Annotated in this window: 18 protein-coding genes; 3 read left to right on the top strand and 15 right to left on the bottom strand. The window is 70.8% G+C overall.

Going from position 1 to position 18,365, the window contains the following annotated elements:
- Nucleotides 1-13: 13 nt before the first annotated feature.
- The 6 genes from hemB to ACZ69I_RS13075 all read right to left on the bottom strand — a co-directional run bounded on the left by hemB (nt 14) and on the right by ACZ69I_RS13075 (nt 6,616).
- The gene (hemB, locus tag ACZ69I_RS13100; protein WP_470832440.1) at nt 14-1,003 is read right to left on the bottom strand and encodes a porphobilinogen synthase; all 990 of its coding nucleotides are present in this window, start codon (nt 1,001-1,003) and stop codon (nt 14-16) included.
- Nucleotides 1,004-1,130: 127 nt separating this feature from the next.
- Complete coding sequence (locus ACZ69I_RS13095; RefSeq protein WP_467682639.1) at nt 1,131-2,786, bottom strand: bifunctional uroporphyrinogen-III C-methyltransferase/uroporphyrinogen-III synthase; 1,656 nt, start codon at nt 2,784-2,786, stop codon at nt 1,131-1,133.
- Nucleotides 2,783-3,742, bottom strand: coding sequence for a hydroxymethylbilane synthase (gene hemC / locus ACZ69I_RS13090; RefSeq protein ID WP_470832092.1), 960 nt, complete (start codon nt 3,740-3,742; stop codon nt 2,783-2,785). Before hemC ends, ACZ69I_RS13095 begins: the two co-directional genes overlap by 4 nt.
- A complete protein-coding gene (locus ACZ69I_RS13085; protein ID WP_470832090.1) occupies nt 3,739-5,268 on the bottom strand; it encodes a glutamyl-tRNA reductase in 1,530 nt (509 codons plus the stop codon). Before ACZ69I_RS13085 ends, hemC begins: the two co-directional genes overlap by 4 nt.
- Entirely contained in the window at nt 5,265-6,020 is a 756-nt protein-coding gene (locus ACZ69I_RS13080; RefSeq protein WP_389715064.1) for a redox-sensing transcriptional repressor Rex, read from the bottom strand. The genes ACZ69I_RS13085 and ACZ69I_RS13080 overlap by 4 nt, the downstream gene beginning before the upstream one ends.
- A 305-nt stretch (nt 6,021-6,325) precedes the next feature.
- Nucleotides 6,326-6,616 carry a glutaredoxin family protein gene (locus ACZ69I_RS13075; protein ID WP_470832088.1) on the bottom strand — a complete coding sequence of 97 codons (291 nt, stop codon included), beginning with the start codon at nt 6,614-6,616 and terminating at the stop codon, nt 6,326-6,328.
- A 137-nt stretch (nt 6,617-6,753) separates the two neighbouring features.
- Between ACZ69I_RS13075 and ACZ69I_RS13070 the strand changes: the two genes are divergently transcribed.
- From ACZ69I_RS13070 to ACZ69I_RS13060, 3 genes are all read left to right on the top strand, one after another.
- Nucleotides 6,754-7,707: an HAD family hydrolase gene (locus ACZ69I_RS13070; RefSeq protein ID WP_467682635.1), complete on the top strand. Its 954-nt coding sequence runs from the start codon at nt 6,754-6,756 to the stop codon at nt 7,705-7,707.
- Between the two features lie 328 nt (nt 7,708-8,035).
- Nucleotides 8,036-8,830 (top strand): ECF subfamily RNA polymerase sigma factor, BldN family, encoded by a 795-nt coding sequence (locus tag ACZ69I_RS13065; RefSeq protein WP_361732441.1) that lies wholly within the window; start codon nt 8,036-8,038, stop codon nt 8,828-8,830.
- Between the two features lie 269 nt (nt 8,831-9,099).
- Nucleotides 9,100-10,362 carry a DUF5667 domain-containing protein gene (locus ACZ69I_RS13060; protein ID WP_470832085.1) on the top strand — a complete coding sequence of 421 codons (1,263 nt, stop codon included), beginning with the start codon at nt 9,100-9,102 and terminating at the stop codon, nt 10,360-10,362.
- 88 nt (nt 10,363-10,450) lie between these two features.
- On the opposite strand, the gene ACZ69I_RS13055 is transcribed toward ACZ69I_RS13060, so the two are convergent.
- From ACZ69I_RS13055 to ACZ69I_RS13015, 9 genes are all read right to left on the bottom strand, one after another.
- Complete coding sequence (locus tag ACZ69I_RS13055) at nt 10,451-11,530, bottom strand: lysophospholipid acyltransferase family protein (protein WP_470832083.1); 1,080 nt, start codon at nt 11,528-11,530, stop codon at nt 10,451-10,453.
- A gap of 14 nt (nt 11,531-11,544) precedes the next feature.
- Complete coding sequence (locus ACZ69I_RS13050) at nt 11,545-12,603, bottom strand: NAD-dependent epimerase/dehydratase family protein (RefSeq protein ID WP_467682632.1); 1,059 nt, start codon at nt 12,601-12,603, stop codon at nt 11,545-11,547.
- Nucleotides 12,604-12,783: 180 nt separating this feature from the next.
- The gene (locus ACZ69I_RS13045; RefSeq protein WP_003948845.1) at nt 12,784-12,882 is read right to left on the bottom strand and encodes a 30S ribosomal protein bS22; all 99 of its coding nucleotides are present in this window, start codon (nt 12,880-12,882) and stop codon (nt 12,784-12,786) included.
- 147 nt (nt 12,883-13,029) lie between these two features.
- A complete protein-coding gene (locus ACZ69I_RS13040; protein WP_062770509.1) occupies nt 13,030-13,239 on the bottom strand; it encodes a helix-turn-helix domain-containing protein in 210 nt (69 codons plus the stop codon).
- Between the two features lie 132 nt (nt 13,240-13,371).
- Nucleotides 13,372-14,187, bottom strand: coding sequence for a phosphatase (locus ACZ69I_RS13035; RefSeq protein WP_470832081.1), 816 nt, complete (start codon nt 14,185-14,187; stop codon nt 13,372-13,374).
- A 150-nt stretch (nt 14,188-14,337) separates the two neighbouring features.
- Nucleotides 14,338-15,513 (bottom strand): acetoin utilization protein AcuC, encoded by a 1,176-nt coding sequence (locus tag ACZ69I_RS13030; protein WP_470832080.1) that lies wholly within the window; start codon nt 15,511-15,513, stop codon nt 14,338-14,340.
- Nucleotides 15,464-16,684, bottom strand: a complete 1,221-nt coding sequence (locus ACZ69I_RS13025; protein ID WP_470832078.1) for an MFS transporter — start codon at nt 16,682-16,684, stop codon at nt 15,464-15,466. The genes ACZ69I_RS13030 and ACZ69I_RS13025 overlap by 50 nt, the downstream gene beginning before the upstream one ends.
- A 57-nt stretch (nt 16,685-16,741) precedes the next feature.
- A complete protein-coding gene (locus tag ACZ69I_RS13020) occupies nt 16,742-17,455 on the bottom strand; it encodes a VC0807 family protein (protein ID WP_470832076.1) in 714 nt (237 codons plus the stop codon).
- A 146-nt stretch (nt 17,456-17,601) separates the two neighbouring features.
- Complete coding sequence (locus tag ACZ69I_RS13015) at nt 17,602-18,246, bottom strand: HAD family hydrolase (protein WP_470832074.1); 645 nt, start codon at nt 18,244-18,246, stop codon at nt 17,602-17,604.
- Between the last annotated feature and the right edge of the window lie 119 nt (nt 18,247-18,365).

Below are 18,365 nucleotides of genomic sequence, written 5' to 3'. Positions count from 1 at the left end.
CGGTTCGCGCCGGTCAGAGCCGGCGTGCGACCTCGGTCGCCCAGTACGTGAGGATCATGTTCGCGCCCGCGCGCTTGATCCCCGTCAGGGACTCCATGATCGCCCTGTCCCGGTCGATCCAGCCCCGCTCGGCGGCGGCCTGGATCATCGCGTACTCGCCGCTGATCTGGTACGCCGCCACCGGCACGTCCACCTCGTCGGCGATCCTCGCCAGGACGTCGAGGTAGGGACCGGCGGGCTTCACCATCACCATGTCGGCGCCCTCCTCCAGGTCGAGCGCCAGCTCCCGCAGGGACTCCCGGGTGTTGGCCGGGTCCTGCTGGTAGGTCTTGCGGTCCCCCTGGAGGGAGGAGCCCACGGCCTCGCGGAAGGGCCCGTAGAAGGCCGAGGAGTACTTCGCGGTGTACGCGAGGATGGAGACGTCGTCGTGCCCGGTCTGGTCCAATGCGTCGCGCACGACGCCGATCTGACCGTCCATCATGCCGCTCGGGCCCACCACGTGGGCGCCCGCGTCGGCCTGCACCTGCGCCATTTCCGCGTACCGCTCGAGCGTCGCGTCGTTGTCGACCCGGCCCCGCGCGTCGAGGACACCGCAGTGCCCGTGGTCCGTCGTCTCGTCGAGGCACAGATCCGACATGACGATGAGGTCGTCGCCGACCTCGGACCGCACGTCGCGGAGCGCCACCTGCAGGATGCCGTCCGGGTCCGTGCCCGCCGTGCCCACGGCGTCCTTCTTCGACTCCTCCGGCACGCCGAACAGCATGATCCCGGCGACCCCGGCCTCCAGCGCCTCTACCGCGGCCTTCTTCAGGCTGTCGCGGGTGTGCTGGAAGACGCCGGGCATGGCGCCGATCTCCACCGGGTCGCTGATCCCCTCGCGCACGAATGCGGGCAGGATCAGATCGGCCGGATGCAGACGCGTCTCGGCGACCATGCGCCGCATCGCGGGGGTGGTCCGCAGCCGCCGCGGCCGCGCTCCGGGGAACGATCCGTACTTGGTCACTGTCTCTCTCACCTCACGAAAGGTTCTGGTCCCGACTGCGGGTTCTCAGCCGGGACCAGGGAAGTTCAGCCCGTCCGGCGTTTGAGGACGAACTCGGCGAAGCCGGTGATCGACGGTGCGGGACCGCTCAGGGTGCCGTACGCCTCCGCCGCGAACCGGGCCGGCGTTCACTGGGCCGCGTCACAGGGTCCCCCGCGTCCAGCGCCGCCGCACGCCGCGCCGCACCGAACTCGGCCAGCGCCTCGGCCAGCTTGTGCACGGACGGCTCGGGAGCCATCACGTCCACGCGCAACCCGTGCTCCTCCGCGGTCTTGGCCGTGGCGGGCCCGATGCACGCGATGACGGTGACGTTGTGCGGCTTGCCCGCGATGCCGACGAGGTTGCGCACCGTGGACGACGACGTGAAGAGAACCGCGTCGAAGCCACCGCCCTTGATCGCCTCGCGCGTGTCCGCGGGCGGCGGCGACGCGCGCACGGTCCGGTAGGCCGTGACGTCGTCCACCTCCCAGCCCAGGTCGATGAGCCCCGCGACCAGCGTCTCCGTGGCGATGTCGGCCCGCGGCAGGAACACCCGGTCGATCGGGTCGAAGACCGGGTCGTACGGCGGCCAGTCCTCCAGGAGACCAGCGGCCGACTGCTCACCGCTCGGCACCAGGTCCGGCTTCACGCCGAAGGCGATCAGCGCGGCGGCGGTCTGCTCACCGACGGCCGCGACCTTGATCCCGGCGAAGGCGCGCGCGTCGAGCCCGTACTCCTCGAACTTCTCCCGCACCGCCTTGACGGCGTTGACGGACGTGAAGGCGATCCACTCGTACCGGCCGGTCACCAGGCCCTTGACCGCGCGCTCCATCTGCTGGGGCGTGCGCGGCGGCTCCACCGCGATGGTCGGCACCTCGTGCGGCACGGCGCCGTACGACCGCAGCTGGTCGGAGAGCGAGGCCGCCTGCTCCTTCGTGCGCGGCACGAGCACGCGCCACCCGAAGAGCGGCTTCGACTCGAACCACGACAGCTGGTCGCGCTGGGCGGCGGAGGAGCGCTCGCCGACCACGGCTATGACGGGCTGGCCCCCGTCCGGCGAGGGCAGCACCTTCGCCTGCTTCAGGACCTGCGCGATGGTGCCGAGCGTCGCGGTCCAGGTGCGCTGGCGCGTCGTCGTACCGGCCACGGTCACGGTCATCGGGGTGTCCGGCTTGCGGCCCGCGGCCACCAGCTCACCGGCCGCGGCCGCCACGGAGTCGAGCGCCGTCGAGACCACGACGGTCCCGTCGGACGCGCCGACCTCGCTCCAGCAGCGGTCGGAGGCGGTACGGGCGTCGACGAAGCGGACGTCCGTGCCCTGCGCGTCCCGCAGCGGCACACCGGCGTACGCGGGCACACCGACCGCGGCCGCGATGCCCGGCACGACCTCGAAGGGGATGCCCTCGGCGGCGCAGGCCAGCATCTCCTCGGCCGCGTACGTGTCGAGGCCCGGGTCGCCGCTCACCGCCCGCACGACCCGCCTGCCGCCCTTCGCGGCCGCCATGACAAGATTGGCGGCAGCTCGGAACGGCGTCGCGTCGGCGGTCATTGACGTGTCGTCAGCTGTCGGCTGGGGTGTGTCCACACCTCCCCTGGCATGCACGCGGACGACGTCGAGCACATCGGGCTCGGCGATCAGCACATCCGCTCGGGCCAGCGCCTCGACGGCGCGCAGGGTCAGCAGTCCCGGATCTCCGGGTCCGGCACCGAGAAAGGTGACGTGCCCGTGTGCGGGAAGGCCTGGAAGGTTCGAGGTGGGGCTCAAAGTGCTCGCTCCCCCATCAGACCGGCCGCGCCCTTGGCAAGCATCTCGGCAGCGAGTTCGCGGCCCAGCGCCATGGCGTGGGTCTCCGTCTCGGGCACGGGACCGGTGGTGGACAGCTGCACCAGCGTCGAGCCGTCGGTCGTACCGACGACGCCGCGCAGGCGCATTTCCTTGACAATCTGCCCGTCGGCCAAGAGGTCGGCCAACGCGCCCACGGGCGCGCTGCAACCGGCTTCCAGGGCGGCGAGCAGGGACCGCTCGGCGGTCACGGCGGCCCGGGTGTACGGGTCGTCGAGCTCGGCGAGCGCGGCGGCGAGTGACGCGTGGTGCGCGGCACACTCGATCGCCAGTGCCCCCTGGCCGGGGGCGGGCAGAACGGTGTCGACCGACAGGAGCTCGGTCACCTCGTCGGACCTGCCGACGCGGTTGAGTCCTGCGGCGGCGAGCACGACGGCGTCGAGCTCCCCCTTGTGCACGTATCCGATGCGGGTGTCGACGTTCCCGCGGATCGGCACGGTCTGGATGGTCATGCCGTGGCTGCGCGCGTAGGCGTTCAGCTGCGCCATGCGGCGCGGCGAGCCGGTGCCGACGCGAGCTCCCTCGGGAAGCTCGGCGAAGGTGCGTCCGTCGCGCGCGATCAGCGCGTCGCGCGGGTCCTCCCGCGGCGGCACGGCGGCGAGGGTCAGCTCGGCGGGCTGCGCGGTGGGCAGGTCCTTGAGGGAGTGGACGGCGAAGTCCACCTCGTCGCGGGCCAGGGCCTCGCGCAGGGCGGCCACGAAGACGCCGGTGCCACCGATCTGCGCGAGGTGCTCGCGCGAGGTGTCGCCGTACGTCGTGATCTCCACGAGCTCGACGGGTCGCCCCGTCAACTCCTTCACTGCCTCGGCCACTTGGCCGGACTGGGCCATGGCCAGCCTGCTGCGCCTGGTCCCGAGCCTGAGGGCCTTCTCGGTCATGCCCGGCCTCGATTCGGGTCGTCGTTCTCGTTGTTCATGTGGTCAGCCCGGCTGACCGCCGCGACCGTCTGCGGGTCGAGGTCGAAGAGCGTGCGCAGCGCGTCCGCGTACCCGGCGCCGCCGGGCTCGCTCGCCAGCTGCTTGACCCGCACCGTCGGCGCGTGCAGCAGCTTGTCGACGACACGGCGCACGGTCTGCGTGATCTCCGCGCGCTGCTTGTCCGCGAGGCCGGGCAGCCGGCCTTCGAGGCGCGCCATCTCACCGGCCACCACATCGGCGGCCATCGTGCGCAGGGCGACCACGGTCGGCGTGATGTGCGCGGCGCGCTGCGCGGCGCCGAAGGCGGCGACCTCGTCGGAGACGATGCCGCGCACCTTCTCCACGTCGTCGGCCATCGGGGCGTCCGCGGACGCCTCCGCGAGCGACTCGATGTCGACGAGGCGCACCCCGTGGATGCGGTGCACCGCGGCGTCGATGTCGCGCGGCATGGCCAGGTCGAGCAGGGCGAGCGACGCCGTACGCCCCTCGAAAGCGCCGCCGTCCGTCGCGCCGGTCCGCACCGGGCCTTCGCCCCGCGCCTTCTCCAGCCACGCGGCGTGCTGGGCGAACGCGGTGGCGTCGCCCCCGGTCGCGGCACCGGCCGGGTCCGCGGACGGCGCGAGGGCGTCGCGGACGGCGGACGGCGGCGTGGCCCCGCCCACCGCGGCGGCGACGGCCTCGGCCGTGAGCACCAGACCGGTCGCGCCCGTGCAGGACACCGCCACGTCGGCACGTGTCAGTTCATCGGCCACGGCGGCCATGGGAACGGCGCGCGCCGTCACCCCGGTGCCGGAGTCCGCGAGGATCTCCGCGAGGCGCAGCGCCCGCTCCAGCGTGCGGTTGGCGACGACGATCTCCTCGACACCGGCGCGCGCGAGGGTCGCCGCGGCCAGCGAGGACATGGAGCCCGCGCCGATCACCAGGACCCGCTTGCCCTTGGCCCAGGCCTCCACGGAACCGCCCGCGGCGAGCTGTTCCAGCCCGAACGTCACGAGCGACTGCCCGGCCCGGTCGATGCCGGTCTCGGAGTGGGCGCGCTTGCCGACCCGAAGGGCCTGCTGGAAAAGATCGTTGAGGAGCTTGCCCGCGGTGTGCAGCTCCTGCGAGCGCGCCAGGGCGTCCTTGATCTGCCCGAGGATCTGCCCCTCGCCGACGACCATCGAGTCCAGCCCGCAGGCCACCGAGAACAGGTGGTGGACGGCACGGTCCTCGTAGTGGACGTACAGATAGGGGGTGAGCTCCTCCAGGCCGACGCCGCTGTGCTGCGCGAGCAGCGTGGAGAGCTCGGCCACGCCCGCGTGGAACTTGTCCACGTCGGCGTAGAGCTCGATGCGGTTGCAGGTGGCGAGCACGGCCGCCTCGGCGGCGGGCTCGGCGGCGAGGGTGTCCTGCAGGAGCTTGGCCTGCGCGTCCGCGGACAGCGCGGCCCGCTCCAGGACGCTCACCGGTGCACTGCGGTGGCTCAGCCCCACGACCAGGAGACTCATGCCGGCATCACGGCGGGGACGTCCCCGTCGGGTCCCTTCCGCTGCTGCTTGGCCGACACGGGCGGGACGGGCCCCTCGTGGGCGGCGTCCTCGCCGGCCTTGCGCTGCTCGTGGAACGCGAGGATCTGCAGCTCGATGGAGAGGTCGACCTTGCGTACGTCGACGCCGTCCGGCACGGAGAGGACCGTCGGCGCGAAGTTCAGGATGGAGGTCACACCGGCGGCGACGAGCCGCTCGCAGACCTGCTGGGCGGCGCCCGCCGGGGTCGAGATGACGCCGATCGAGACGCCGTTGTCCTCGATGATCTTCTCGAGGTCGTCGGTGTGCTGGACCGGCATGCCCGCGACGGGCGTGCCCGCCATGGCCGGGTCGGCGTCGATCAGCGCGGCGACGCGGAAACCGCGGGACGCGAAGCCGCCGTAGTTGGCGAGCGCGGCGCCGAGGTTACCGATGCCGACGATGACAACCGGCCAGTCCTGGGTCAGCCCGAGTTCACGGGAGATCTGGTACACGAGATACTCGACGTCATAACCGACGCCGCGCGTCCCGTAGGAACCGAGATACGAGAAGTCCTTGCGCAGCTTCGCGGAGTTGACCCCGGCGGCGGCCGCGAGCTCCTCGGAGGAGACCGTGGGCACCGAGCGCTCCGACAGAGCGGTGAGGGCTCGGAGGTACAGCGGAAGCCTGGCGACGGTGGCCTCGGGAATTCCTCGGCTGCGGGTCGCCGGTCGGTGAGTTCGGCCAGTTGCCACGGTGCTCCTGCGGGTAGAGCGGGGCTGCAGGCGGTCACTCGTCCCCAGACCGCCCCGTCGAATGCAGGCTATGTCTTTGTGAACGCGTGCACAAAGATGGTGTCCGATTTGCCCGGCCAACGTGACCGGGGTCACGCGCCCCCGGCGCACGATCGTGGAACCGGCGCGCGGACGGCGTCGTTGCTCATTTGCAGGGGGCAAAACCGCACACTCTCCTCACGATCATCGCCCCCGAGACCAAAACCGCCCCAAAGCGTAATCCAATTCGCGGGCACTTTGGACTGGTCGGTCAGTAGGTGCCCGGGCTAACCGGTCAGTTCCCGCCGCAGCCGGTTCTCGTCCACGCGCCAGAAGGTGTGCTGCTCCCCGTCCACGAGCACCACGGGAATCTGCTCCCAGTAGGCCCGGTGCAGCTCCTCGTCCTGCGTGATGTCCTTCTTCTCCCACGGAGTGCCGAGCTCCCCGCAGACCTTCTCGATCACCGACTGTGCGTCATCGCACAGATGACACCCCGGCTTCCCGACCAGGGTGACCAGCCGCTCCTGCGGCTTCTTCTTCTCCGTACGACCGCCGCTACGACGAAAAATCGGGCTCATGCCCCCTATTCTCGCCCGGCCCGCGCCCCCGGCGGACCCGTTCCGGGCACGCCCTTTCACGGCCTCGACGCGGAGAGTTCACAGGCCCGAATCCTCCCGACTCCGGAACCGCCGAACAGACTGGCTATGCTCACGACATGGCCGCTCTCGGATGGCTCACCCCCCGTAGGCGCTCCGCCACGGCGCGGAGCGTGTTGGCAGGCGAGGCCTCGGCTGAGGCAGCGCGCAAGACCTCCCAGGAGCTGGAGGAACTCGAAAGCCTGGCGGCCCGGGCCGCGGCCGACGAGGAGCCGAAGGAACCGGAGTTCCCCGTCGTCGGCGACGACAAGGCCGCCGCCTTCTTCGACCTCGACAACACCGTGATGCAGGGCGCCGCGATCTTCCACTTCGGCCGCGGCCTGTACAAGCGGAAGTTCTTCGAGCGCCAGGAACTGGTCCGGTTCGCCTGGCAGCAGGCCTGGTTCAGGCTCGCCGGCGTCGAGGACCCCGAGCACATGCAGGACGCCCGCGACAGCGCCCTGTCCATCGTCAAGGGCCACCGCGTCGCCGAGCTGATGTCCATCGGCGAGGAGATCTACGACGAGTACATGGCCGAGCGCATCTGGCCGGGCACCCGCGCCCTGGCCCAGGCCCACCTCGACGCGGGCCAGAAGGTCTGGCTGGTCACCGCCGCCCCGGTGGAGATCGCCACGGTCATCGCCCGCCGCCTCGGCCTGACCGGCGCCCTCGGCACCGTCGCCGAGTCCATCGGCGGCGTCTACACCGGCAGGCTAGTCGGCGAGCCCCTGCACGGCCCGGCGAAGGCCGAGGCCGTCCGCGCGCTGGCCGCCGCCGAGGGCCTGGACCTCGGCCGCTGCGCCGCGTACAGCGACTCGCACAACGACATCCCGATGCTCTCGCTCGTCGGACACCCCTATGCGATCAATCCCGACGCCAAACTGCGCAAGCACGCGCGCGAACGGGACTGGCGGCTGCGGGACTACCGCACGGGCCGCAAGGCCGCGAAGGTCGGCATCCCGGCGGCCGCCGGCGTCGGCGCGCTCGCGGGCGGCGCCGCCGCGGCGATCGCCCTGCACCGCCGCCGCCACTGACGCCTCGCCCCGCACCGCGGGGCCCGAGCATTCCGTCGGTCCTACCCCGCCCCGGCTCCCGCCAGTCACGCCGGTAGCACTCGGCCACAACACGCCTCATGCCGACACGGAATGTGAACCCAATCGATCAATAAACGGTCACTCTCCGGTACTTGAGCAGGCGTCAATCGGTTACAGAAGCGACGTAATCGATGATTTGAGCAACTGGGTGTAGCGCTGCCTGTACGAAGCGTTATTCTCCTCAGACGCATAAGGGACCCCACACGTCGCTACGACGGGTGAACGGTCCCGTACTGCACGTGATGGAAGCTCTGCCTCTGGGAGTCCCGTGTACCCACACGTCGGGGTTGACGCCTCGGGCCTGGCTACGCTGCGCGCAACGGTCATCGACCGCTTGCGCGGCTTCGTCCCCACCGCGTACGCCGTCCCCGCCGTCCCCGCCCTCGCCGTCCCCGCACCCGCCGGGCCGTGCTATGCCCTGGCGAACGGCGGTGCGGCAGTCAGCAGACGGTCCCGCTCCGGCGCCGCTGCCGCCACCTCTGCCCCCACCCCACGCCGTCCCGCCGCGGACAGCGACAGCGCCCGCATGATGGACCTCGTCGAGCGCGCGCAGGCCGGCGAGTCCGACGCCTTCGGCCGCCTCTACGACCAGTACAGCGACACGGTCTACCGCTACATCTACTACCGCGTGGGCGGCAAGGCGACCGCCGAGGACCTCACCAGTGAGACCTTTCTGCGCGCCCTGCGCCGCATCGGCACCTTCACCTGGCAGGGCCGCGACTTCGGCGCCTGGCTGGTCACGATCGCCCGCAACCTGGTCGCCGACCACTTCAAATCGAGCCGTTTCCGCCTCGAAGTGACCACCGGCGAAATGCTCGACGCCAACGAGGTCGAGCGCAGCCCCGAGGACTCCGTCCTGGAGTCCCTCTCGAACGCGGCCCTCCTGGAAGCCGTCCGCCGCCTCAACCCCCAGCAGCAGGAGTGCGTGACCCTGCGCTTCCTCCAGGGCCTCTCCGTCGCCGAGACCGCGCGGGTCATGGGGAAGAACGAGGGTGCGATCAAGACCCTCCAGTACCGCGCGGTGCGCACGCTCGCCCGCCTCCTGCCCGACGACGTCCGCTAGTCCCGCCGACGACGCCACACCCCCTCCGTCATGCTCCGTAATCCCCAACTCACCTTCCGTGGCGGCCAGATGGCCGCCGCGGACTTGTCGCGGTCCGATCATCCTTCGTCCGTAACCCAAGTGCCGCGACGCTCGTTGTGCGGGATGCAGGCTCCCTGTGGTCGCTACCTGACTGGCTCCGCTCACTCGATCGTGTGGAAATGGTCAGGACATGCAACCCTCAGGACCCCCTGGGGAGTCGACCGTCTTGACGAGAGGAGGTGCCGCCAGTGATCGCGAACGTATCGGCCCACCGGCGGGCGAACGCCTTCGCCCAGGCCCTGGAGGAGCAGTCCCACCAGGGTCCGGCGGCCGAGCAGTCCGAGGACTCCGCGCCCACATCCGCACCCGCGGCCGCATCCGTGGAGTCCCCCGAAACCACCGCGGCCCGTTCCGAACCGACCGAGCAGGGCCACATGCTGGCCCTGACGGAAGGTCTCGACGCGCTGCCCAAGCCCGCCCTCGACCCCGAGGTCAAGGTCGTCCAGCGCGCCCAGCTCGTGGCCGCCATGGAAGCCATGCTTCTCGAGGGCAACAGTCCATCGGTGCCCGAGCAGCGGTCCCGCAAGGGTGCTCATCGAGCGGGCGCCCTGCGGAAGTTGCGGCCGCGCTCCCGTCTCTCCAAGGGCATCGCGGCAGGCGGCCTCACCGTCGGCGTCGCCGCGGGCGCGTTCGGCGGAGTTGCGGCCGCCAGCTCAGACGCCCTGCCCGGCGACTCTCTGTACGGTCTCAAGCGCGGTATGGAGGACTTCAAACTGGGCCTGGCCGACGACGACACCGACCGCGGCCAGATCTACCTCGACCATGCGTCGACCCGGCTGAACGAAGCCCGCAGACTCATGGAACGGGGCCGCACGAAGACCCTCGACCACGAGTCCCTCGGCGAGGTCAGACGAGCCCTCTCCGGCATGCGGCACGATGCCACCGAGGGCCACCGCCTGCTCCTCGAGGCCTACGAACGCGACGGCTCCCTGGGCCCCATCCAGGCACTGTCCGCGTTCTCCCGCTCGCACCGCGAGGCGTGGAGCGACCTCCAGGGCCGCCTCCCCGTCCAGCTGGGCGACGTGGGCCAACAGGTCAGCTCCGTCTTCGACGCCATAGACGAAGAGGTCGACCCGCTGCGCTCCCTGCTGCCCCGCGCCCCGGAGAAGGGCGGCACGACCGGCCGGACGCCTCGGAGCCCCAGCGGCTCCGACACCTCCGACGGACGTCCCGCCCGCCCCTCGGGCAGCGGCAGTTCGCACAGCGGCGAGACCCGCCACGACAGCAAACCCAAGCCGACCACCTCGCACAGCAAGGACGACGGCCTCCTCGGCGGGACCACGGGTGGCCTTCTCGACCCGCCGGCCGAGAAGAAGTCCTCCCCGCCCCCGTCGGACGGCAAGAGCAAACCCGGCCAGGACAGCCTCCCGGCCAAGCCGGACGTCACCCTGCCCCCGCTCCTGCCCGGCCTGCTCCCCGAGCTGGGCGTCGACGGAGAGGACGCGAAATAGTCCTCGGCAGTACGTGATCGGGGGCGCCCTCCTGGCGGGGAGGGCGCCCCCGACGCATGGTCAGAAGATCGCGGTCAGAAGAACGCGGTCAGAAGAACACCGACCGCCGCTGCACCAGCAGCTTGTACAGCGAGTGCTGGATCTGCTCGCGCACCTGGTCCGTCAGATTGAACATCAGCATCGGGTCCTCCGCCGCCTCCGGCGGATAGCCGTCCGTCGGGATCGGCTCCCCGAACTGGATCGTCCACTTCGTCGGCAGCGGCACCGCGCCCAGCGGGCCCAGCCACGGGAACGTGGGCGTGATCGGGAAGTACGGGAAACCCAGCACCCGTGCCAGCGTCTTCGCGTTGCCGATCATCGGGTAGATCTCCTCCGCCCCGACGATCGAGCACGGCACGATCGGAGAACCCGTGCGCAGCGCCGTCGACACGAACCCGCCGCGCCCGAACCGCTGCAGCTTGTAGCGCTCGCTGAAGGGCTTTCCTATGCCCTTGAAGCCCTCCGGCATCACACCGACCAGCTCGCCCCGCTCCAGCAGCCGCTCCGCGTCCTCGGCACAGGCCAGGGTGTGGCCGGCCTTGCGCGCCAGTTCGTTGATCATCGGCAGCATGAAGACGAGGTCGGCGGCGAGGAGCCGCAGGTGCCGGCCCTGCGGATGGTTGTCGTGCACCGCGACCTGCATCATCAGGCCGTCCAGCGGCAGTGTCCCGGAGTGGTTGGCGACGATCAGCGCCCCGCCGTCGGCGGGGATGTTCTCGATGCCCTTCACCTCCACCCGGAAGTACTTCTCGTAGAAGGGGCGGAGGAGCGACATCAGGACCTGGTCGGTGAGCTCCTCGTCGTAACCGAAGTCGTCGACCTCGTACTCACCGGTCAGCCGCCGCCGCAGAAAGGCCAGGCCCCCCGCGACGCGCCGGTCCCAGCCGCCACCGCCGCTCGACTCCGGCGCCCGCCCTGCCGGTTCCGAGCGGGCCGCCTGCGGCCCTTCGCCCTGCTGCCCGTCCTGGGGCAGCCCGTCCTGGGGCAGCCCGTCCTGCTGCCCGGGCAGTGCCTTCACCCCGGCCACGGGATCACCCGCGCGCCGGGGCGCCGACCTGCGGCGCGCCGCACGCTGCGCGCTCCCGCGCGACCTGTCGTCGTCGAACGGAATGACCTTGGCGTCCGCCATCGTTGACGCTCTCCTCAGTTGGCGCTCTGGTTGCCGCCCGCGAGGGGCAGCGCGGCGATCCGGTCGACTGCCCCCGCGAGGGCACTTGGCGGCAGCAGCCCGGGGCCCCGGCTGCGTACGAAGTCCGCGAACGCCTCCGCGGTCGTGTACTTCGGCCTGAACCCCAGTGTCTCGCGCATCTGCCGGGTGGCCACGACCCTGCCGTGCGTGAGCAGCCTGATCTGCTCCGGCGAGAAGTCCGTCGCTCCGAGCGTGCGCAGCGCGGAGCCGAACCAGGTGACGGCCGGCAGGAACATCGGCACGGTGGGTCGGCCGAGCCGCCGCGAGCACTGGGACAGGAGCAGTTGGCCGTCACCGGCGATGTTGAAGGTGCCGCTGTTGAGCGTGCCGCGCTCGGGCTCGTGCGAGCCGAGCCGCAGCACCTCGACCGCGTCGTCCTCGTGGACGAACTGCAGGCGGGGGTCGTAGCCGAACACGGTCGGCAGGACCGGCAGCGAGAAGTACTCGGCGAGCGGGGAGTCGGCGGCGGGGCCGAGGATGTTCGCGAAGCGCAGCACGCACACGGCGACGTCGGGGCGGCGTCGCGCGAAGCCGCGCACATAGCCCTCGACCTCGACGGTGTCCTTGGCGAAGCCACCGCTCGGCAGCGATTTGGGCGGGGTGGTCTCGGTGAACACCGCGGGGTCCTTGGGCGCGGAGCCGTACACGCTGGTGCTCGACTTCACCACGAGCCGCTTCACCGTCGGCGACTTCTGGCAGGCTCCGAGGAGCTGCATGGTGCCGATGACGTTGGTCTCCTTGACCGAGCCGCGACTGCCCCGGCCTCCCCGGCCGAGCGCGGTGGCCGTGACGTCCATGTGGACGACCGTGTCCACGCTGTGCTCCGCGAGCACCCGGGCGATCGTGGCCTGCCGGATGTCGGCCTGGACGAAGTCGGCGCCGCCGAGATGGTGCTCGGGTGGGACCGCGTCGACGGCGATCACCCGGTCGACATCGGGGTCACGCTGGATGCGCCGGACGAACCGTCCGCCCAGTTGCCGGGCCACTCCGGTCACGAGCACGACCTTGCCCAAGATCAGCGCCTGCCTTTCCCCAACCCTCAACCCTCGCCGCACGCTGTCGGCTGTGTCGCGGCCCACGCTAGCGGGTGGACGTTGCGCTGTGATGTCCGTGGGCCCGGAGACGGCCGAAAACACCGAAGCCCTCCCGTCGGATGACAGGAGGGCTTCGGTACACGCTGTTGCAGCGGCCGCCTACTTCTTGTTGCGACGCTGAACGCGAGTGCGCTTCAGCAGCTTGCGGTGCTTCTTCTTGGCCATCCGCTTACGCCGCTTCTTGATAACAGAGCCCACGACTACCCTCGCTCACTTCTCTTCACTCGGTGCGGGGCAGCAGACTGGGCCCACACGACCTACGTCGGCCTAGCCTACCCGTCTCCGCGTGAGGGACGTAATCGAGGGGCCATGACCCCTGCCGCGACGGGCCCTGGGACCCCTCACTCAACCTGCTTCGACCCCCACGTAGGACTCGCGGAGGTACTCGTGAACCGCCTGCTCCGGAACCCGGAAGGACCTTCCGACCCGGATGGCGGGCAGATGACCGCTGTGCACCAGCCGGTACACGGTCATCTTGGACACTCGCATCACCGAGGCGACTTCCGCCACGGTCAGAAACTGAACCTCGTTCAGCGGCCTCTGGTTCTCAGCCATGACACCCCACCTGAACCTTCCGCACATGACGGGCACCGGCTTCCCCTTCCGGTGACTCTTCGTCGCTATGCGCTCACTCCCCAGACTAGGGGCGGATGATGCGAGTGGGGAAGAGGAGCAGCCATCGGCCGCCTACTGTGACAGACACGCTCGATTGAGTACATAGCGAGTAAGCGGTCGGTAGTAATCAGACCGCACAGCGTCATCAAGTGGAACGACGACGGACACCCGCCCCTCGGCCTCTCCGACGAACAGCGCGGGATCGTCCGTATCCGCCAGGCCGATCGCCTCGAACCCCAGCTGACCTGCCCCGCAGACCCATCCGTGGTCCCCGATGACCAACTCGGGAAGCGGTCCGCCGGCCTCCGCCGCGGCATCCAGAGCGGCCCGAACCGGCAGTGGTGAGTGGGTGTGTGCGCCGGTCTCACTCCCGGCGGGACGCGCGCCGGGTTCGCGCACCAGCGCGACTCCTTGTACGTAGTCAAGGTTGTACGTGCGTAGGCCGAACCGGGTCGTTATGTCGACACTGCTGCCCTGCGCCGGGGTGAGGACAGTGCATCCAGCCGTCGACAAAGCGTCCGCCAACGCGGCGTAGAAACCGAGCAGACGGTGCGGATGACCGGTCCCGAGGAGGACCGGGAGCCGCCTTCTCGCCGCGTCCGCGAGCCGTTCCGCGAAGGCGTCGAGCGCCGCCAGCGTCCGCTCCGGATCGATGACGTCGGCCCCCGTGGTGAGCGCCAGATCGGCGGACACCCCGCACTTGTCCGCCATCAGCCCCAGCAGATCACCGGGGCCCCAATTCCACTCGGGGTCGAGCCCGAGAAGTATCCGCGGGTCGCGGGCCGCGAAGAGCCGGTAGCTCCGCAGGCTCTGCTCCCGCGAGGTGGCGACGGGCCCGGCCAACCGAGCCGCCAACAGATGCGCACGCAGGGCGCCGGTGCTCAACACGCTGCCGATGCTGGCGCATCGCCCACCCCCGAACCCACAAAACCCGGGAAAACCCCCACAGTTGGGCTAACGCGGGCACAATACGCCCCCCACTTCGGCCGGGGAAAGCCCCTATGCGACGCAAGGCAGCCGGGAGTCCGACGACCGGGCCTAGGCCAGCAGGCCCCGCAAGGGGAACGCGGCCCGCCGAGCGGCGAGCACCGCCTGGTCGAGCCGGTCCGCCGGGTCGTACCCCGCCTCCCATCCCCGCCAGTCCACGGGCCACCGCCCGTCCGTCATCCGCCCCGGCGCCAACTGCCGCGTCCGCGCGAAGACTTCCTGCCGCCACGCCTCGGGCACGTCCGCCGCGGGATCGACCGGCCGCCCCGCGGCGATCCCGACCAGATGCGTCCACGACCGCGGCACCACGTCCACCACGGCGTACCCCCCGCCCCCCAGAGCGACCCACCGCCCGTCGGCGTGCTCGTGGGCCAGCTCGTGACAGGCGACCTGCACGGCCCGCTGCGCGTCGAGCGATACGGCGAGGTGGGCGAGCGGATCCTCGAAGTGCGTGTCGGCCCCGTGCTGCGTCACCAGGACCTGCGGCCGGAACTCGGCGAGCAGCTCGGGCACCACGGCGTGGAAGGCCCGCATCCACCCCGCGTCCCCCGTGCCCGCGGGCAGCGCGACATTCACGGCGGACCCCTCGGCCGCGCCGTCCGCACCCGTCTCCTCGGGCCACCCGGTCTGCGGGAACAGCGTGCGCGGATGCTCGTGGAGCGAGATCGTCAGGACCCGCGGGTCCTCCCAGAAGGCGGCCTGGACGCCGTCGCCGTGGTGCACGTCGACGTCCACGTACGCGACCCGCTCGGCGCCCAGCTCCAGGAGGCGCGCGACGGCCAGCGCCGCGTCGTTGTAGATGCAGAACCCGGAGGCTGCCCCGGGCATCGCATGGTGCAGCCCGCCCGCGAAGTTCACCGCGTGCAGCGCTTCCCCACGCCACACCGCCTCGGCCGCGCCGACGGACTGCCCGGCGATCAGCGCGGACACCTCGTGCATCCCGGCGAAGGCGGGGTCGTCCTCCGTGCCGAGCCCGTACTCCCCGCGCGCGGACCCCGGGTCGAGGGAAGCAGCCCTGACCGCGTCCACGTAATCCCCGCGGTGCACGAGCCGCAGCGTCGAATCACCGGCGCGCTTGGCCGCGACCACGTCCAGCTCCCGGTCGAGCCCGAAGGCGCCGACGAGACTTCGGGTCAGCCCGAGCCTGACCGGGTCCATCGGGTGACCCGGGCCGAAGTCATAGCCCGTTACTGCCTCGTCCCACATCAGCTGTGCGCGGCCGCTCATGCCCGTCACCGTACCGGTCCGCTCCCGGGGCGAAGGAACGGGCGTACAACAAGGTCAGGAGCACCAACACGAGAGGAACGACCATGGCGCCCCGGTAGTTCCACGCATCCCCGAGACCGCCCACCAACGGCGAACCGATCAGGAAACCCACATAGTTGAAGACGTTCAGTCGCGCGACGGCCGTATCCGAAGCCCTGGGGAACAGCCGCCCCGCCGCGGCGAACGTCTGCGGAACCACCACGCACAACCCCAGCCCCAGCACCGTGAACCCCGCGATCCCGACCCACGCCCCGGGCGCCGCCGCCACGACCGCGAACCCCAGCGCGGCCACCACCGACCCGGCCCGCACCACCGCCACGGCCCCGAACCGCCGCACGCCCAGGTCTCCGAGCCCCCGCCCCACCAGCGTCATGACCATGTAGACGTTGTACGGAACCGTCGAGACCTCCTCGGAGCTCCCCAGGACGTCCTGCAGATACTTGGCGCTCCAGTTGGAGACGGTCGAGTCCCCGATGTACGCGAAGGTCATCACCAGACACAGCGGCAACAGCGCCCTGAAGACGACGGTCCCGCCCTCCCGGGCCGTCCCGGAGCCCGCGCCGTTCCCCTCCCGCGCCGCGTCGACGTACCACCGGCTCCCGACCAGCGCCGCCGGCAACAGCACCACCACGACCGGCAGATAGGAGACGAAGAGCGGAAGGTCCCAGTGCGCTCCGACCCAGGCCAGCGACGCCCCGACGATCCCGCCCAGGCTGTACGCGGCGTGGAACCCCAGCATGATGCTGCGCCCGTAGGCCCGTTGAAGACTCACCCCGAGCATGTTCATGGACGCGTCGAGCGCACCCACCGCGAGCCCGAACACCCCGAGCGCCACCGCCGCCTGCCAGAGCGCGTCCCCCGCGCCCACTCCCAGCAGCGCGAGCAGCACCACGGGCTGCGACCACCGCAGCACCGCACTCGGCGGCACCCTCTTGACCAGTTGCTCGGTGCCCACGCTCCCGGCCCCCGCCAGGATCGGCACCGCCGCGAGGAAGACGGGCAGCAGCCCGTCGGATATCCCGTATCGATCCTGGATCGCCGGAATCCGCGTCACCAGCAGGGCAAAGGTCGCTCCCTGCACCAGGAAGGCGAACGCCAGCGAAGCCCTGCCGCGCCGCAGCTCATCGGTCATGGCTGCAGAGCGTAGGGCCCCGGACTACCCGTGGGTAGGTGGATCACTCAACCAATTTCAGCAGGCACAGGCCGCCTTGCGGACCATCTTCTCCATCGGCTCGACGACCAGGCGGCCGCTGACGAAGACCGTCAGCGTGATGGTCACCGCCGCGATCACCCCGCTCAGCCACACCATGGTGTCGACGGACAGCGTGTAGGCCCCGACGACCCGCAGCAGCGCCTCACCGAAGAGCGCCGCACCCCACACCACGGAGAACATCCGCTCCAGCCGCGCGAACCGCCCCCGCTCGGCCATCAGCCGCTCCCAGGCCGCGGTCCGTCCCGCGTTCCCCTTCGTCACCCAGGGCTTGAGGGCGGCGGTCATCAGCGGCCGCCCGGACGCCACCGACAACAGCACCGCGATCCCCACGGTCGCGGTGATCCCACTGTCCTTGGCGAGCATCAGCCGCGGATCACCGGCGATCAGGCTCATCAGCAGCCCCACGACATTGGCCGTCAGGATCAGCGCCGCGAGCCCGTTGACCCGCCGCTCCCTGACCACACTCCACGCCGTCCGCCCCGCCGGCAGCACGCTGCTCCAGGCGAGCGCCGCCATGGTGCCCATCCCGAACCCCTTGCTGAGCAGGTAGTACGAGGCAGTGGGCACGACCGCGTCCAGCACGAGCGGCTTCAGCGACTCGATCCGCGCCCTGCGGGCCTCCGAGCCGGTGGCGGCGGCAGGGGCGGCCGGGGTGACCGTGGCGGGGGCTTCGGCAGCGAGCTGGCTCATGATCGGGTTCCTCCGTCGTAGCTGTGTACGTGCCGTTCGCGACTCCTTCGCGACACACACAGCTTCGCCGCCGGCCCCTGTCCCCCGACAGAAACGATCGTCCGGACCTGACAGTGACAATTGTCAGTGCCACCCCGCGGCCCGCGTCATACGAGCAGGTCAGCCAGCTCCCGCAGATCCGCGAAGAGTCCGGTGGCCCCCACGAGCCGCTCCGCGGGCGTCATGGCGGTGAACCCGTAGACATCCATCCCGGCCGCCACGGCAGCTTGCACCCCCAGCGGACTGTCCTCCACGACCACGCACCTCTCGGGCGCGACGCCCATGCGCTCAGCGGCATACAGAAAGAGATCGGGCGCCGGCTTCCCCCGCCCCACGTCCTGCGAACTGAAGACCCGGGATGCGTCGAACCACCTGTCGAGCCCGGTCCTCCGATGCCCGACCCGAATGCGCTCGTGGCTCCCGGAGGAGGCCAGGCAATAGGCGACCCCGTCGGCCGTGAACTTCTCCAGCACCTCCACGGCCCCCTCGACGGGCTTCAGCTCCCGCTCGAAAGCGGCGAACACCCGCCCGTGAAAGACCGCGTCGAAGTCCGCGGGCAGCTTCTCACCACTCCGCTCGAGAACCAGATCGTGTACGCGATGCACGGCAGCGCCCATGTAGTCGCGCAGGGAGTCTTCGTACGAGGTGGGGTGCCCGAGTTCGGTCAGATAGCCGGCCAGGATGGTGTTGGAGATCGGCTCGCTGTCCACCAGGACGCCGTCATTGTCGAAGATGACCAGGTCGTATCGCATATCCCGACCCTAAGACTTCCCCTGGAACGCAGAAAACCCCCGCACCAATGGTGCGGGGGTTCCCCTTTTCTCTAAAATGAGTTCGGCGGCGTCCTACTCTCCCACAGGGTCCCCCCTGC

It is taken from the genome of Streptomyces sp. NPDC036815 (assembly GCF_055609205.1).
The sequence above is the reverse complement of the archived record's forward strand: the minus strand, read 5'-3'. Positions and strand labels throughout refer to the sequence as shown.